The organism is Vibrio gangliei, from assembly GCF_026001925.1.
Lineage (GTDB): Bacteria > Pseudomonadota > Gammaproteobacteria > Enterobacterales > Vibrionaceae > Vibrio > Vibrio gangliei.
On sequence record NZ_AP021870.1, the window covers coordinates 29622 to 45013 of the forward strand.

General features: G+C 42.1%; 17 protein-coding genes. 7 read left to right on the top strand and 10 right to left on the bottom strand.

What is annotated here, in order from left to right:
• Nucleotides 1-204: 204 nt before the first annotated feature.
• Nucleotides 205-2148 carry a ligand-gated channel protein gene (locus Vgang_RS12140; protein WP_105901122.1) on the bottom strand — a complete coding sequence of 648 codons (1944 nt, stop codon included), beginning with the start codon at nucleotides 2146-2148 and terminating at the stop codon, nucleotides 205-207.
• A gap of 112 nt (nucleotides 2149-2260) precedes the next feature.
• Here Vgang_RS12140 and Vgang_RS12145 point away from each other — a divergent pair, with 112 nt between their 5' ends.
• Entirely contained in the window at nucleotides 2261-3259 is a 999-nt protein-coding gene (locus tag Vgang_RS12145) for a LysR family transcriptional regulator (protein ID WP_170066812.1), read from the top strand.
• Here the strand turns inward: Vgang_RS12145 and vctC are convergent.
• The 5 genes from vctC to Vgang_RS12170 all read right to left on the bottom strand — a co-directional run bounded on the left by vctC (nucleotide 3196) and on the right by Vgang_RS12170 (nucleotide 7443).
• Nucleotides 3196-3954 carry an iron chelate ABC transporter ATP-binding protein VctC gene (vctC, locus tag Vgang_RS12150; RefSeq protein WP_105901124.1) on the bottom strand — a complete coding sequence of 253 codons (759 nt, stop codon included), beginning with the start codon at nucleotides 3952-3954 and terminating at the stop codon, nucleotides 3196-3198. The genes Vgang_RS12145 and vctC overlap by 64 nt on opposite strands.
• Before the next feature lie 2 nt (nucleotides 3955-3956).
• A complete protein-coding gene (locus tag Vgang_RS12155) occupies nucleotides 3957-4910 on the bottom strand; it encodes an iron chelate uptake ABC transporter family permease subunit (protein ID WP_105901781.1) in 954 nt (317 codons plus the stop codon).
• A gap of 79 nt (nucleotides 4911-4989) precedes the next feature.
• Nucleotides 4990-5928 (bottom strand): iron chelate uptake ABC transporter permease subunit VctD, encoded by a 939-nt coding sequence (vctD, locus tag Vgang_RS12160; protein ID WP_105901125.1) that lies wholly within the window; start codon nucleotides 5926-5928, stop codon nucleotides 4990-4992.
• A 16-nt stretch (nucleotides 5929-5944) separates the two neighbouring features.
• Nucleotides 5945-6907, bottom strand: coding sequence for a siderophore ABC transporter substrate-binding protein (locus Vgang_RS12165; RefSeq protein ID WP_281256440.1), 963 nt, complete (start codon nucleotides 6905-6907; stop codon nucleotides 5945-5947).
• A gap of 101 nt (nucleotides 6908-7008) precedes the next feature.
• Entirely contained in the window at nucleotides 7009-7443 is a 435-nt protein-coding gene (locus Vgang_RS12170; protein WP_245879871.1) for a MarR family winged helix-turn-helix transcriptional regulator, read from the bottom strand.
• A 135-nt stretch (nucleotides 7444-7578) separates the two neighbouring features.
• Here Vgang_RS12170 and Vgang_RS12175 point away from each other — a divergent pair, with 135 nt between their 5' ends.
• Nucleotides 7579-8007 (top strand): organic hydroperoxide resistance protein, encoded by a 429-nt coding sequence (locus tag Vgang_RS12175; protein ID WP_105901127.1) that lies wholly within the window; start codon nucleotides 7579-7581, stop codon nucleotides 8005-8007.
• A gap of 170 nt (nucleotides 8008-8177) precedes the next feature.
• Here Vgang_RS12175 and Vgang_RS12180 read toward each other — a convergent pair whose 3' ends face one another.
• The 4 genes from Vgang_RS12180 to Vgang_RS12195 form a co-directional block, all read right to left on the bottom strand.
• Nucleotides 8178-9464, bottom strand: a complete 1287-nt coding sequence (locus Vgang_RS12180; RefSeq protein ID WP_105901128.1) for a TRAP transporter large permease — start codon at nucleotides 9462-9464, stop codon at nucleotides 8178-8180.
• 13 nt (nucleotides 9465-9477) lie between these two features.
• Nucleotides 9478-10053, bottom strand: a complete 576-nt coding sequence (locus Vgang_RS12185; protein WP_105901129.1) for a TRAP transporter small permease — start codon at nucleotides 10051-10053, stop codon at nucleotides 9478-9480.
• Nucleotides 10054-10236: 183 nt separating this feature from the next.
• Nucleotides 10237-11259: a TRAP transporter substrate-binding protein gene (locus tag Vgang_RS12190; protein ID WP_105901130.1), complete on the bottom strand. Its 1023-nt coding sequence runs from the start codon at nucleotides 11257-11259 to the stop codon at nucleotides 10237-10239.
• Nucleotides 11260-11679: 420 nt separating this feature from the next.
• Nucleotides 11680-11949 carry a hypothetical protein gene (locus Vgang_RS12195; RefSeq protein ID WP_105901131.1) on the bottom strand — a complete coding sequence of 90 codons (270 nt, stop codon included), beginning with the start codon at nucleotides 11947-11949 and terminating at the stop codon, nucleotides 11680-11682.
• A 281-nt stretch (nucleotides 11950-12230) separates the two neighbouring features.
• On the opposite strand from Vgang_RS12195, the gene Vgang_RS12200 reads away from it, so the two are divergent.
• The 5 genes from Vgang_RS12200 (at nucleotide 12231) to Vgang_RS12220 (ending at nucleotide 15337) form a co-directional block, all read left to right on the top strand.
• Nucleotides 12231-13019, top strand: coding sequence for a MetQ/NlpA family ABC transporter substrate-binding protein (locus Vgang_RS12200; protein WP_105901783.1), 789 nt, complete (start codon nucleotides 12231-12233; stop codon nucleotides 13017-13019).
• A 247-nt stretch (nucleotides 13020-13266) separates the two neighbouring features.
• The gene (locus tag Vgang_RS12205; protein WP_105901132.1) at nucleotides 13267-13761 is read left to right on the top strand and encodes a GNAT family N-acetyltransferase; all 495 of its coding nucleotides are present in this window, start codon (nucleotides 13267-13269) and stop codon (nucleotides 13759-13761) included.
• Between the two features lie 22 nt (nucleotides 13762-13783).
• The gene (locus tag Vgang_RS12210; protein ID WP_105901133.1) at nucleotides 13784-14323 is read left to right on the top strand and encodes a DUF2937 family protein; all 540 of its coding nucleotides are present in this window, start codon (nucleotides 13784-13786) and stop codon (nucleotides 14321-14323) included.
• A complete protein-coding gene (locus Vgang_RS12215) occupies nucleotides 14320-14751 on the top strand; it encodes a GNAT family N-acetyltransferase (protein WP_105901134.1) in 432 nt (143 codons plus the stop codon). Before Vgang_RS12210 ends, Vgang_RS12215 begins: the two co-directional genes overlap by 4 nt.
• A 202-nt stretch (nucleotides 14752-14953) precedes the next feature.
• Nucleotides 14954-15337: a cytochrome b562 gene (locus Vgang_RS12220; RefSeq protein ID WP_105901135.1), complete on the top strand. Its 384-nt coding sequence runs from the start codon at nucleotides 14954-14956 to the stop codon at nucleotides 15335-15337.
• Nucleotides 15338-15392: the final 55 nt, after the last annotated feature.

The window sequence follows — 15392 nt, forward strand, 5'->3', positions numbered from 1 at the left end:
TTGAGTGGCTTTTTTGTAGTGGTGTTGAAATGGTTTAATAATATTGTATTGTTTATCAGTTGGTTATGATTATTGAAGGGGTTTTAATTGAATGAATTTAGTTACGGATGTAATGAGTTATTTGAGGTGGTGTAAGCGAAAAAATGCCAACCAGATAGGGCTGGTTGGCATTGTTGAGATTAACTTGAAGGTGAATCGGCGTGATTAAAAGCCTACATTCATGCCGACCCAGTAACGGCGGCCGTCTTCGACATAACCGTATTCTTCATAGGTCACTTCTTCATCGAGCAAGTTGTAAACCGCGGCATTAACCGAAACGTTGCTGGTTAACTGATAACTCACACCCATATCCCAGAAGGTGTAAGACGGTGCGATTAGGCTGCTAGAGGATGGGCCTGTTGTCGGGTTCATTTCTTCACCACGATAAGTGACTTGTGTCCAAGCTTCTAAGTCTGCTGTGGCTTGCCATGAAAGATCGGTACTGAATAAGTGTTTCGGCAATTGAACTAAAGGTTGACCTTTGTATTCGCCTGATTTTTGCTCAGAGTCATTAAAGGTATAGCTAGCATTCCAGAATAAGCTGTCACCTAGTGGCGTACCTAGAGCAAATTCCACCCCTTGTGTCTCGGCCTTATCTACGTTTGTGCGTTTAGTTGCGACGTTACCGCTGCTATTGATTGGGCCACAACTTGGGCAGGCGACACGAGTAATTTTATCTTTAAAGTCGTTATGGAAAACAGTGACGGATGAAGTTAAGCCAAAATCAGCCTGATAGTTTAAGCTAATTTCTTGGTTTACTGAGGTTTCTGGTTTTAGATCCGGGTCGCCATAAATATCACCACCTCGGCTACCTTGAGCCCAATCCGCAGAAGTTTCACGTAAAGTTGGGGCGCGATAACCGGTTGATACACCACCTTTTAATACCCAGTTTGGTGTAATGCTCCACACACCGTATGCACGTGGGCTGACGTGTGTACCGTAGTTTTCATCGTCATCTAAACGCGCGCCGACGGTTAAGCTAAATGAATCGACAATTGCCCATTCATCTTCTAAGAAGAAGGCATAACGGTAATTATCAAGCTCAGTTAAATCGGAAGCACTGTTAGAAGTGTAATCTTCTAGTTTTTCGTATGTGTATTCAAAACCTGATGTCAAAGTATGAGAATAAATAGGGGTGACAAGGCTAGTTTTGAATACCGTGTTCATGCTTTCCATTTCACGGGTTTTGTTTTCTGAATCTTCATACTGTAGGTACGTATTTGACGTGCCTATTACGCCCCAGTTACCTTCGTGTGCAATTGCATAGTTGGTGCGTTTGTACTCATCTAAAGAATCTTCACATCCACCACGACAACCTTCCGTTGCAACTGATTTTCCGACTGTGCCAGCACGAGATTGTTCACTGATGCCTGCTTCTAATGAGAGTTCATGGTCGTCATTAAGGTGATAAATCAGTTTAGAGTTGAAGCTGTTGAGCTCTTTATCTTCATAGCCGTTCACGATGTTATCTTCATCACGAACCGTGGTTTGTCCGTTAAATTGCGCGGTCAGCTTTTTTGTTAGAGGACCTGTTACAAAGAAGTTTGCACTGCGCTCGTCTCCTGAATCACGGTCTTCCTGAATTGTAGTGCCAAGTTGCACATTACCATGCCACTGTTGGCTATCTTTACGAGTGATAATGTTGATCACACCACCAATCGCATCTGAGCCATAAAGCGTCGACATCGGGCCTCGGATGACCTCAATACGCTCAATCGCTTCTAAAGGAGGTAACCAACCTGCTTCAATACCTGGGCCGTCACTGTTTGGACGAGTTTGACGTGAAGATTGACGTTTACCATCGACCAAAATCAACGTGTACTGAGAGCCCATACCGCGGATACTGATGTCTTTGTTATCGCCGCCACCGGTCACGGTAACGCCGGGGACACTTTTCAGTGCGTCTGTTACATCTCGATAATATTTACTATCAAGCTCATCTCGCGAGATCACACTGATACTCGCAGGGGCTTTCATTTGGGTTTGTTCATAGCCTGAAGCCGTAACAACCATGGTTTCTGTTGATTCTGATGAGGGCGCAGCGTGTGCGCTTGTGGCCAATAAAATAGAACCCGCCAAAGTAGAGAGCGGTAAACGGTAGCTAGACATTATTATTCCTTTAAATGATAATGATTCTTAAATTCATTAGCGATTATTGCGATATTGTGGGTTATTGAATAGATCAATGAGTGGAACAGGGCGTTCCAATAATGGGATTGAGATGAAAACTGAACTACAAGGCATTCGAGCTTTTGCGGCGTTAAGTCGTTATCACAGTGTGACGGCTGCAGCTAAGGCGTTAAATCAACCAAAATCCACCTTAAGTCGCCGTTTGGCGCAACTAGAGTCGGAGCTTGGACAGTCTTTGTTTATTAAACAGGGATCACGTTTGATGCTCACAAGAGCAGGTGAAGTGTTTGCAGATTATTGCGAACGTTTATTGATGATGGCGGAAGAGTCGCAAAATGCGCTGCAATCGTTAAAGCAAAGTGTCAGTGGCGAAGTGACGATTCTGGCGCCACAAAGCCTAGTTCGAGGCTGGTTACGTAAAGAATTGCAACGTTTTCTAGAGCAACATTCTCAGGTCAATATACGTTTACTGACAGAGTATCGTGATGAGTATTTGCAGCAAGAGCCGGATATTGTGTTATCCATTGGTGAGAAGAAATTAACCGGAACCTGGCGTAAAAAAACGCTTGGATATTGGCAATTCGGACTGTATGCCTCTCCAGAATATCTCAAGCAGCATGAAAAACTCACCCATCCTCAGCAGTTGAATCTGCATCAATGGTTGCCTTATGAACCTGAGCAGAGCCACAGTATTTGTTTATCAAATGGGCAAGAACATTGCGTCGTTATGCCGCCAATAAGCCGGTTAACCAGTGACAATCTTATGATGCAACTGGAGTCGATATCGAGTGGAAGTGGTATTGGGTTACTTCCAACTTGGACGGCAAATAATTATTTACGCGCTCATCCAGGCAATATTGAGCCTTGCTTGACTGATTGGTACAGCGCGGCAAGACCGATAGTCTGTTACTTTGCGGCAGGTGTATTGCCATTGAGGGTTCAAACTTTGATAAAAGCCTTAAATGATAATACACCTAAAGAGTGGTTGGAGCCTTTTAATAATAAGGCAACACGAAGCGACTCAAATCAAGAGAAATACAAACACATGCGTTTGCCATCGACTTCGATGACATTGAATGGGGTTTCATAAATCTCTGAGAGTACTTGGGCGTCTATGACTTGTGCGGTTGCGCCTTTTGCCACGATTTCACCTTTTTTGAGTGCGATGATGGTGTCGGCGTAACAAGAAGCAAAATTGATGTCATGGATCACAATCACTACGGCTTTGTTCAGTTCATGAGCGAGACGGCGGATGGTAGCCATGATCTGCAACGAGTGCTTGATGTCCAAGTTATTGAGCGGTTCATCTAAAAATACATAGTCAGTATCTTGCGCCATTACCATAGCAATAAAGGCGAGTTGTCTTTGTCCACCACTGAGTTCATCGAGATATTGATACTGGATCTTGCCTAAATCTAGGTATTCAATGGCAGTATCAATCACTTGATTATCTTCGGCTTTTAAATTGCCTTGGCAGTAAGGAAAGCGGCCAAAAGAAATCAGCTCACGTACGGTAAAGCGTAGTGATACGGTATTAGCTTGTCTAAGAACGGATAAACGTTTTGCTAATGCTTTGGTGTCCCATTCCACTAGCTCTTTGCCCTCAATCCAAACTTCGCCCTGATCTCGTCTTAATAAACGGCCTGCCATCGAGAGTAAGGTGCTTTTTCCTGCTCCATTCGGGCCGATAATGGCGGTGACTTTGCCTTTTTCAAACTCGGCACTGGCATTTTGTACAACAGGATGTTCGCCAAAATATTTTGTTAATTGTTTTAATTCGATCATGCTTACACCACTTTGTTGCGTAGTAATAAATATAAGAAATACAGACCACCGACAAAATTAATGATGACACTAAGGGTGGTTTCAAAACCAAAGGCTTTTTCAACTACCCATTGTCCAGTCAGCAAGGTTGCTACAGACATCAAGCCACAGGCAGTAAGTAAGTACTTATGTTGGTAGGTTCGCAACCATTCTCGGGTGAGATTTGTGATCAATAAACCAAAGAACATAATGGGGCCGATGAGCGCGGTGGAAATGGCTATCAGTACCGATGAGAGTAATAAAATCGTACGAGTGGTACGTTTAATATCGACACCTAAGCTGGTGGCGTTATCCCGGTCTAATAGATAAACATCTAAAGTTCGATGCAATTTAAATAACCAGGTGGTAACGATGGCTAAAGCAGGAAGTGTCCAGTAGACCAGTTCGACATGAATGTTATTAAAACTGGCAAACATGTTGGATTGAACGCTAGCAAACTCATCGGGGTCCATAAGCATGGTTAAGAATGATGAGCCACTCTGGAATAATTGTCCGAAAATCACACCGAGTAATAATAGGGAAATGATGTTACTGGCGGAATAACGGAAATACAGTAAAAACAGCACCAATGAAAATGCCATCATTAACACGACTGAAATGGAAAAGTTCAGTACAGAATTGGTCATCATCACACTAAGCCCACCAAATACAGTCACAACCAAAACTTGGATGAGCATATAAAGGGAGTCAAACCCCATAATACTTGGCGTCAATATCCGATTATTGGTGATGGTTTGAAAACAAAAAGAAGACAAGCCAATGGCAAATCCTGCAATTACCATCGAAAGCACTTTAGGAATACGTCGAGATAAAAAGTATTCATAGTTATCGGCGTTTAAGCCGTAGCCGATAAACAACGCCGCCATCACGACACTTATGATCAGTAATAGCCATATTTTGGATTTATCGGTAAACATGGCTTTTGTCGACGTCGCTTTTGTAAACATCGCTTTGAGTGAAAGGTGCTTGGTCAAAAAATGGCTTTTCATCGATCTATTACTGCTCATTTTTCATCCCCTTTAATACCAGCAAAATAAACACGCTGCCGCCAAGTAGGCTGATCACCATTGAAATTGGGATTTCATAAGGGAAGATAAGAATCCGTCCAACCACATCGCATGCCAATACAAAGATGGCGCCTAAAATAGCAGTACGGGGAATGTTCTTGCGTAAATTGTCACCATAAAAGCGGTTGACCAAATTTGGAACAATCAATCCCAAAAATGGCAATTGGCCGACAATCATGACCACGGTTGCCGACATGATAGAGACGAGCGCTACCCCGATAGTCATAACCTGTTGGTAATTGAGGCCAAGATTAATGGCAAAGTCTTTGCCCATACCGACTGCGGAAATTCGGGTGGCGTAGAGATAGCTAAAAATCGCCATTGGTAGCGCAATATAAAGTAGCTCAAAGTTACCGGATAGAATGGTCGCGAAATTAGCGACAGCCCAGCTAGATAAGTTCTGTAGTGCGTCGTATTTGTAAGCAATAAAAGTGGCGACGGAAGAGATGATATTGCCAAAAATGATGCCAATCAGAGGAACGAATACCGCATTCTTAAACTGAATGCGCTGAATCAACTGCACAAAGAATAGGGTACCCGCCATTGAGGTCGCAAAAATGAGCCACAATTGATCACCGTTGCCAAAAATAACTAAACTCAGCACAAAGCCGAGCATGGCGCACTCAATCGTGCCTGATGTGGAAGGGGCCGCAAATCGGTTTTGGCTGATTTGTTGCATAATAAGGCCCGCAATACTTAACCCACCACCGGCCAATAAAATAGCCAGTAAACGAGGAATACGGCTAGAAATAAATAATTGCCAAGCACTGGCATCACCTGCAAAAAGGTGGGCAACCGATACGTTACCCACCCCAACAAACAATGAAGCAATACTTAGGCAGACTAAAATAAACAGCAATTTAGTCACAGCAACCTCAGAGTGATTAGTTTTTAGTGAGGGATTCGATGTCGCTCACCATGGTTTCTGTGGCGGTAATACCCGAGCTTGCAACGTACCAAGCTGGGATATCAAGGTAGATCACGCGGTTGTTTTTGTATGCGTTAGTTGATTTTACTAAGTCATTATCAAAATCTTGGCGAGTGGTGCTTTTACCTTTATTCACCAATTTATCGCGGTCTAGTATAAGTAGTGTTGACGGGTTTTCTTGGCTAACCAATTCATAAGAAACCAGTTGACCGTGGCCACCTGTTTTTTCTGACTTGCTCTTTTTAGCAGCATTCGCGTTTTTGACTTCAAGGCTAGGTTTAAAGCCAAAATCTTGGAATAGAACAGAAAAACGAGAACCTTCACCAAACGAGGCAATGTTACCGCCAGAACTCATTAACATCAGTGCGTCCATGTCATGTTGCTGGTTGTAGTTTTTGATTGCCGCAAAACGTTGGTTGAGGTTATCGATCTTAGCATTGACCATATCTTGCTTTTCGAAAATTTCACCTAAGTCATGCCAAAGTGTTTGTGTGCTTTTCCAATAGTCAGTGCCATTTTCAACGGCAAAAACGAAAGTAGGGGCAATTTTTGACAGCTCTTTAAATTGTTTAGAGCTGCGAGGACCAACGATAATCAGATCAGGCTTCTGGGTATAAATGGATTCGAAATTAGGTTCAAAAATGGTGCCGGCAGAAGCGTAATCTTTGCCATCGTATTTGGCTAAATAGTCAGGGAAGGTCACACCTTTTGAAACCGCAACCAGCTTAATGCCAAGTGCATCAACAGCATCAAGTGCACCCATGCCGATCACGACTACACGCTCTGGTTCAGTTTCTAGTGTGGTTGAACCCATTATATGATCGAGAGTGATGGTTTTTGCACTAGCAGGCAGAGCACTTAATACTGAGGTAGCGAGTAACCCAGAAACCACAAGCGCCATTTTTCTTACTGATTTCATTCCTTAATCCTTGCAATCGATAATTGTTATCATTTCGGTTACTATATCGAGCAAAATCAATAAATCAATAGCCGGAATGTAAAGTTAGTTAAAGTTTGCCGCTAATTTAAGTCTTGAATAACTTTATCGAGTAACGCGGTAAGTTGTTGAGCTTCATCTGTATTTAAGCTCGGAAATTGGCAACGAATTTGCTCTGGAATACAAGCGGCATCCGTTTGCATGTCTTTACCTTGAGTGAGCAGTTTAATGACACGCTTACGGCCATCGTGCTTATCTTTGATGATATTCAGTAGTTGTTTATCACTCATCTTCTTGAGGATTTGCGTCATGGCGCTGCCATCTATCGCCGTTTTTTCCACCAGTTCTGCTATAGTTATTTCGTCTTTTTCCCACAGCGCCATCATCACAACGTATTGAGGGTAGGTGAGATTTAATCGATCGAGAGCTTCTCGATAGCTTCGGGTAATGCCGTTCGACGCCATATACAGTCGATGACAAATCTGGTTATCAAGTTTGAGTTGAGGGTGTTTCATCATTATTTTCTATTCACATTATTTTCCACTAACTTTGTGTGTATATTTTATTTTGTATGCAAACTATTTGCAATTATCATTTTCCTGAACTAATATTTTGCATGCAAACTAAATATGAAGTTCAACTAGGAGTGAAGAATGAAAACATTACAAAGTGTCGCGTATACAGCAAAAGCAACCGCAACAGGTGGACGTGAAGGTTCTGCTAAATCAGATGATGGTCGTTTGGATGTGAAACTTTCTACACCAAAAGGCTTGGGGGGGGATGATGGTCAAGGTACTAACCCTGAGCAACTATTTGCAGCCGGTTATGCAGCCTGTTTTATTGGCGCACTTAAATTAGTTGCGGGTCAAGCTAAAGTAGCATTACCCGCAGACACACATATTAACTCTGAAGTCTCTATTGGCCCAATTGAAGGCGGTTTTGGTATTGCCGTTAAATTAGAAGTGAATGTGGGTGATTTAGACAAGGCAACCGCGCAAGATCTTGTTAATAAAGCGCACGAAGTTTGCCCATATTCAAACGCTACTCGCGGTAATATTGCGATTGAGCTGACGGTTGCTTAATTAAAATTCGGTTCGATTTTCTAACTAGCTAAACTCCAAACAGCCCTCACTTCATTTGAACTGAGGGCTGTTTTTTATCGTATGTGTTTATTTTTTAAATCATTTGATTCAATATTACCCAATTGTTATTCAGACAAGGTATTCCTTAAAGCAGTTATTCTGCCAATGCCTTATTCTGCAAAAGCAATATCACGTAAGAATAAAGCAATATCAGGGAAGAAGATCAAAAGCGCTGCGGCACTCAGCAAGATCAAAATAAAGGGTCCTGTGCCTCTTACCACTTCCCAATAAGGGCGTTTAAAGATCGCGATGGCGGTAAATATGTCACAGCCAAAGGGTGGCGTTGCCGAACCAATAGCCACTTGCAAGGTAATGATGATACCGACATGTACGGGATCTAAGCCTGTCGCTTCAATGGCAGGGGCAAAGATTGGGGTTAAGACGAGAATCACCACAATCGGGTCAACGAACATACATGCGACAAAGAACGCCACAGAAATTGCAGTTAACACACCGAGCGGCCCCATTTCATCAATACCAATCGCATCTAAAATGGTTTGTGGTACTTGGGCAAAAGAGATAATCCAAGAAAAACCATTACCGACACCCACTAGGATAAATACCACCGCCGTGATCAAGCCAGTTGATTTCGCGATCACATAAATATCTTCTGAAGTTAATGAACGGAAGATGATGAATTCTAAGATAATGGCATACAGCACGCACACCGCAGCAGCTTCGGTTGGGCTGAAAATACCGCCATAAATACCGCCAACAATAATGACAGGGAACATCAAAGGCCAAAGAGCACGCTTAGAGGCTTCAAATCGTTCTGACCATGAGGCTTTTTCTTCAGTCGGGACATTTTTTACCGTGGCATAAATTAGGCAGTAGAGTGAAAACATCACTAAGATCAACAAGCCTGGGCCAATACCGGCAATGAAAAGTTCAGCAATCGAAGTTTCTGAAATCACGCCATAAATAATCATGCCGATGCTTGGTGGGATCAAAAACGCGATATCACTGGCGTTAATAATCAGAGCTAATGAAAAAGAATCACTGTAACCGGCTTTAAGCAATTTTGGACGTAGCGCAGAACCAACTGCGACTACGGTTGCCTGAGTTGAGCCAGATACCGCGCCAAATAAAGTACAGGAGGTGGCGGTACTGATTGCCAGCCCACCTTTGATGTGGCCGATAAAAGTCATCACCATATTGATTAAGCGGTTTGCTGATTGTCCACGCGTCATAATATCGGCGGCGAGGATAAACATTGGCACGGCAATGAGTGAAGACGGGCGAATCCCACCTAATACTTGTTGGATAAAGGTATCCATTTGACTCATGCCGCCAAACATCATGTAAAACCCAGTTAGTGCGGCGGCAGTTAACGGGATCATCATAGGAAAACCGATCAGCAGTAGCACCAGCATGATCAGCATTAAAGTCATAGCCATAAATCAATGCCTTTTAGATATCGTGTTCGTGATCGGTGTAGCCATCGACAACACCACTGGAGAGGTAAACGTCATCACTGATGAGGTTTTTATAGGCCGTCAGAAAGTATTGCAGTGCGGTAATAGCAAATCCGAGCGGTACCCAGATATAAATCCACCAAATTTCGAAGCCTAACGCGGGTAAAATTCGGCCACGTTCATACACTGAAGTGATGTATTGGAAAGAAAAATAAGCTAACGCGAGCATGATAAGAGCGGTGATGATGGAGACAACAATCATTACCCACTTTCTCCCTTTAGCCGGCAGCATATCGAAAAAGGCAGACATGCGAATATGACGGCCAAGACGTGCGGCAAATCCAATACCGGCAAAGGTGATAAGAATGATAAGAATACGGTTGATTTCGCCAGCAAAGAACAAGCCTTCACCAAAGACAAAACGAGCTACCACATTGATACAGGTATTTAAAGCCATTAATAACACGCCTGTTGCGAGCATAATGGCTTCTACTTTACTGAAAAAGTTATCGATGGTGCCTAGTACACCGGGGAGTTCTGAATGATAGTCTAATCTATCGGAGTTGGGCATGGGAGCTTCCCTCAATAAAGGGCACCGTGTATCCCATTGGTTGAATCGCTGGCAAATGGCTCAGTAGCCCCAACAAGCTAGTATTTAAGTTCCTAATATTTAAGTGCTTAATACTTAAACTGCTGGGGCAAGCGTTGCTACACATTCAATCAGTTGGATAAGCGTGCCTCAGTCCTACATTGATTATTTTTGTGAAGCTTTTAAGTCAGCCTTAAATTGGTCGAGTAAGGCTTTACCACTGTCGCCAGTCATTTCAATGAAGGTTTTCTCCACTTGAGGCGCTTTCGCTTTAAATTTCGCTATTTGCTCATCCGTTAAGCGAGTGACCGTCACTTTGTCGCTGCTTGCTTGGATTTTTTCCAGCGATTTTTCGGCCAAGCCAGTAATGTGCTTAATGGTGGCATCGTAAGCATAATCAGCCGCTTTATGGATCAGCTCTTTATCTTCATCTGGCAAACCATCGTAGAATTTCTTGTTGGCCATTGAAGCGGTAGTAAACCAACCATGGTGAGTGAAGATAAGGTTCGGTGATACTTCATATAAATGACCAGATTCAATCCAGAAAATCGGGTTTTCTTGACCTTGGATCATATTGGTTTGTAGGGCGCCATAGACTTCCCCCCACGGTAATGGTGTTGGTGTTGCCCCAAAAGCTTCATAGGTTGAAGACAACAGTGGGTTGGTCATGACACGAATTTTCTTACCTTTTAATTCTTCTGGCGAGGTCACTGGTTCATCAGTCGTCAGTACCATTTCACCTTCAGGGTACATTTTCAGAAGCTCTAAACCTTGTTGTGCGTAGAGCTTAGGAAAATCCTCATTAATGGCTTTACTGGTGTCGAAAAACTTAATCACATCTTGGATATCAGTTGGCATCAGATAAGGAATAAAGAAAATTTGTGCCTCTGGAATCAGTGAGCCAGTAAAACCCGGTGATTGGTTCACGAATTGTAAGATACCGTTCTGGGTTTGCTCCATAATGTCATCAGATTCACCTAGCTCACCGAAACGGTATACTTGAAGGGTATGATCTGAATTATCTTCGATGTACTTTTTGAATTGCTGTGCATATACATCTTGCACATCATTTTCATATTCTTCATGGGCATATCGCCAAGTATCGGCGCTAGCGAAGCTTGAAAACCCAATACTGGCAGCGACACATGACAGTGTGGCGAGTTTTTTTAGGCTAGTTCGAGTAAACATTGTTTCTCCTTTCCTTGGTGATTTCATAATTAATGTTTTGCTATTAATTGCATAAACCTATTAATTAGATTGACCTATTCATGTTTTCACATCCCATTTCGTTAAAACACATGAATAAAGTGCGGGTATTATTTGTGTGTGATCTGGATCACTTCATTGTGTTCGCTATACGCCTATATATTGATCTTTGTCACAAAAATAAGAATCCAATTTGGCATGAATTTTTACATTTTTCATGCCATTTATTTAGAGTTCAATGTATTTTTATGGCTGGATTTTGTTTGCATTAGTGTAAAAATGAAGAAAATTCGCTCTCTCGTCAACTTCATATATGCTTTTTTACTATATAAACATTAGAACACTACAGATAAATTACAAGTCGAGAGGATGGAATGGATGGCGGTAAATAGAAGAGAATGTTTATAGGATTTTATTACGAATTAAGCCACGTTTTACATTTTTACATAGCTTCCCGAAGCGGCGGATTTCATCAAATTGAGGTGTGACTCCTCGTTTCAACGCACTTTCCCAGTACGATAATTCGGAATCGACTAATTCCATTAATTTCTTTGGGCAACCAATACAGTTCCCTTCTGTTCCGCATACAAAGGTGTCTTGTTCATAAAGTGGAAAAGTCGCTTTTGCTTCATCGATAATTTGTTGCATCGCTTGAGTTCGGGTGGGTTTCATGAGCTTGTTATCCCTAAATCCATTTATTTAATACGGTTAATTTATATCATGATACCTGCGGGCTGTATTCTTCCTTAGAGGTATATGTTTGATGTTTTTACAGCCGATTCTTTTATAACTCACTCTTTTATAACCAACAGTTATAGACACCGAATTTTAAGTGATTATCTTTATTGTCAATTTCCCTGTATTGTCTTTTATAGATGTCTATACGGCTAATTTATAAGAGGGATATTATGAAACCGTGTATTAAGAAGAAATTTATTAAGAAAACAAGCAATATGATCATTAAGTTACTTTTCGCTTTGCCTCTGTTACTAGGCTTAACCGCTTGTAATGATAAAGAAGATGCAGTGATTAAAATTGGGGCAACAGCAGGGCCACACGCACAAGTGGTAGAAGCGGTCGCAGATGAGGCGGCCAAGCAAGGTTTGCATATTGAAGTGGTGACTTTTTCGGATTACATCACACCGAATGCGGCGTTGGCTGATGGCACCATTGATCTTAATAGTTATCAGCATCAACCTTTCTTAGACAACTACAACGCTAATCATGACAAGCAGTTGGTTTCTATTGGCCGTTCAATCTTAATGCGCATGGGTATTTATTCGGATAAATATCAATCTGTTGCTGATATTCCTGATGGGTCAACTATCACTATCCCAAACGATCCAACCAATGGTGGACGTGGACTACTTCTTCTTGAAGAGGCGGGTGTGATTAAGTTAAAGCCGGGTTTAGGTGATAAAGTGACCGTTTTTGATGTCATCGATAACCCAAAAAATCTGCAATTTATTGAAATGGACGCTGCGCAATTACCACGTACATTAAGTGATGCAGCGGCTTCTGTGATCACGATGAATTACGTGATGTCATCTGGCCTAGATCCGAAAAAACAAGGTATCTTTCTTGAGCCTAAAGATGCGAAATTAGCAGTGATGGTGATCGCCGCGCGAGCTCAAGATAAAGATAACGAAACCTATAAAAAGATTGCGGCTATCTACCATTCACCAGCGGTGACAGATTTTATCGATAAAACGTTTAATGGCACGATTGAGCCAGCGTTTTAAGCGTTTTGCTTGAGCTCATCAAGTCATTTATCTAACGGTTCATATAACCACGGGTACCTTATTTTAAGGTGCCCGTTTTGTTTTTTAGTGTTTTTTATTGTCCACTTTTATTAACTATGGGCTGATTTCAATCTGCCTAGAAGCTCTTAATCTGACTAATAAACTCTTAAATTGGCAAGCCAGCGATAGACGAATCAGTTTTGCTTAGTTAACTTGGATGTGGGATATCAACATAAACTAGGACGTTATGGTTAGCATTGAACAGTATCAGCAGCATTACTCAGAGCAAGTCGCGCAGTTATCAGTAAAGCCTGAGCAAAGCGAGTTTATCATTGATAATGTTGCTCAAGTGATTACCCGTTTACAAGCGCATGAGCATCCGCATTTGATTATGTTCGATGAGCAAGTGGTAGGCTTTTTTATTCTCGATACCGACTTTGGGCAGCATTATGATTTTTGCCCACCTCAATCTATTGGTATTCGGTCCTTATTAATCGATCAGAGTTTTCAAGGTCAAGGTATCGCGAAAAAGGCTTTGCTTACTTTGCCAAGCTATTTATCTGAAAACTATCTATCTTCAGGAGATACATACAAAGTAAGTGCATACCTCACTGTTAATTGTCGTAATACGGCTGCCTATCAGTGCTATTTAAAAAGTGGTTTTGAAGATACCCAAAATTTGTATCACGGTGGGCCAGTTGGGCCGCAGCATATTATGCTGCTTGCACTAAATGGTGTTTGATTGAATTAGGTGGATAACAGACATGATGATGTTAATAACCAAGTTGGGCGACTATTTAAAACTGAGCATTTTGTTAATCGGGTTGTTAATTGGTGTCCAAGTACCTAGCTTTGTCGAGCAATATGGGCATAATTTGGATGCACGTGTGGCGGAATCGTCTCGCAACGTCGCTCAATTTCAAGATGATGCTGATAAATACTTTCATGGCGATTTAGATAAACTGATTGCGCACTATGCCCAAAAAAATGACCCCGTTATGGTATCAGGTGGACAAAGCATTGAGGTTTTGGTTGCGCGCAATCAACAGTTAGTGAATGCTCAGCAATCTTTTCACCAAACATTTTATAGTCCTTATGTCCATGTCTTGACCTCTCCAATTGACGAAATTCGCGCTCAAGTTTGGGCTAATTATGATTATCAAGTGGTGCTTAATGTCAGTGCCATCGTGGTTGGGCTCTGCTGTGGCTTACTGCTTTTAGCCTTGCTCGAATTCACCTTATTTGTCGCCATTGCTCTATGGCGTCGGGCGTTCATCCGCAAGAGTAAAAGAAGGCATGCATGAAAATTGAAATTGGCAGCATTAATGATGTCTTAGCCATCGATACTCAAATGCCTGAGTTTGATGGTAGAAACACGCAGCAAAAACTGACTCAGCGTTTATCTGATCTTCCTCACTTGATTCTTATCGCCAAAGTGGATGGAGCATTAGCCGGCTATAAATTGGGTTATCAGCTCAATGAGCGCGAATTTTACAGTTGGCTGGGCGGCGTGCTGCCACAATATCGCCAACAAGGTATCGCCACTGCATTGCGTCTATATCAAGAAGCGTGGGCTAAGCAATCCGGCTATACCAGCATTCAAGTGAAATCCATGAACCGTTATCCCAATATGCTGCGCTTGTTGATATCGAGTGGTTATCAAATAATCGGCGATGAACAAGATGAGTCACAAAGTGATGGTAAGATCTTATTTCACAAAGAGCTGGATTAAGGTGTTAGTTAGTGAGGTGATAAGTAAGGCTATTCGCTTCATTTTGTGAGTTGAATGGAGTGGTTATTTGCCTCATATTTTGAGGCGAATAGCGGTAAAGCAGCACTAGTTTCTTGTAACAACTCAATACAAGTTCTATTTTGGCTTCTTAATCGCCTTGGTTACACTGCGATTATCACTTAACAGACAGGTACGTTTTGCTATGAAAAAAATCATTCCCCTGATTGCCTTATTGGTTACTGCCAATGTGTATGCGGCAGGCTCTGATCTTAAAGCCACCATGAAAGAGATGAAGTTGGAATTTAAACAGGCCGCTGAAGCTCAAACAATTGACGAAATGAAAGAGCCTGTGGTCAAACTTAAAGAGTTAGTGAATAACGCCAAGCAAGGTTCTTATCCACCAGAAAAGCAAGGCGTGTACTTAGAAGGCTTTAACAAACTCACCGTTACGCTTGATAGCGTCGAAAGCAGTTTAGAGGCCGGTAATTTTGATGAAGCCAAGCAAGAGTTACGCCAGGTGGATGATTTACGCAAGGAGTACCACGACAAACGCAATCCAAGCATTTGGAGTAAGTTGTTTGGTTGATTAGCCTGTTTAGGTATCTGATTATTTTTATCAAAACGAGCACGATGGGGCTCGT

Coding starts and splice junctions, on each gene's coding strand:
- Vgang_RS12200 (WP_105901783.1), top strand. CDS start 12,231: ATGATCATTAAGTTACTTTTCGCTTTGCCTCTGTTACTAGGCTTAACC.
- Vgang_RS12155 (WP_105901781.1), bottom strand. CDS start 4,910: ATGTTTACCGATAAATCCAAAATATGGCTATTACTGATCATAAGTGTC.
- Vgang_RS12145 (WP_170066812.1), top strand. CDS start 2,261: ATGAAAACTGAACTACAAGGCATTCGAGCTTTTGCGGCGTTAAGTCGT.
- Vgang_RS12165 (WP_281256440.1), bottom strand. CDS start 6,907: ATGAAATCAGTAAGAAAAATGGCGCTTGTGGTTTCTGGGTTACTCGCT.
- Vgang_RS12170 (WP_245879871.1), bottom strand. CDS start 7,443: ATGATGAAACACCCTCAACTCAAACTTGATAACCAGATTTGTCATCGA.
- Vgang_RS12140 (WP_105901122.1), bottom strand. CDS start 2,148: ATGTCTAGCTACCGTTTACCGCTCTCTACTTTGGCGGGTTCTATTTTA.
- Vgang_RS12195 (WP_105901131.1), bottom strand. CDS start 11,949: ATGAAACCCACCCGAACTCAAGCGATGCAACAAATTATCGATGAAGCA.
- Vgang_RS12180 (WP_105901128.1), bottom strand. CDS start 9,464: ATGGCTATGACTTTAATGCTGATCATGCTGGTGCTACTGCTGATCGGT.
- Vgang_RS12215 (WP_105901134.1), top strand. CDS start 14,320: ATGAAAATTGAAATTGGCAGCATTAATGATGTCTTAGCCATCGATACT.
- Vgang_RS12175 (WP_105901127.1), top strand. CDS start 7,579: ATGAAAACATTACAAAGTGTCGCGTATACAGCAAAAGCAACCGCAACA.
- Vgang_RS12220 (WP_105901135.1), top strand. CDS start 14,954: ATGAAAAAAATCATTCCCCTGATTGCCTTATTGGTTACTGCCAATGTG.
- Vgang_RS12190 (WP_105901130.1), bottom strand. CDS start 11,259: ATGTTTACTCGAACTAGCCTAAAAAAACTCGCCACACTGTCATGTGTC.
- vctC (WP_105901124.1), bottom strand. CDS start 3,954: ATGATCGAATTAAAACAATTAACAAAATATTTTGGCGAACATCCTGTT.
- Vgang_RS12210 (WP_105901133.1), top strand. CDS start 13,784: ATGATGATGTTAATAACCAAGTTGGGCGACTATTTAAAACTGAGCATT.
- Vgang_RS12205 (WP_105901132.1), top strand. CDS start 13,267: ATGGTTAGCATTGAACAGTATCAGCAGCATTACTCAGAGCAAGTCGCG.
- Vgang_RS12185 (WP_105901129.1), bottom strand. CDS start 10,053: ATGCCCAACTCCGATAGATTAGACTATCATTCAGAACTCCCCGGTGTA.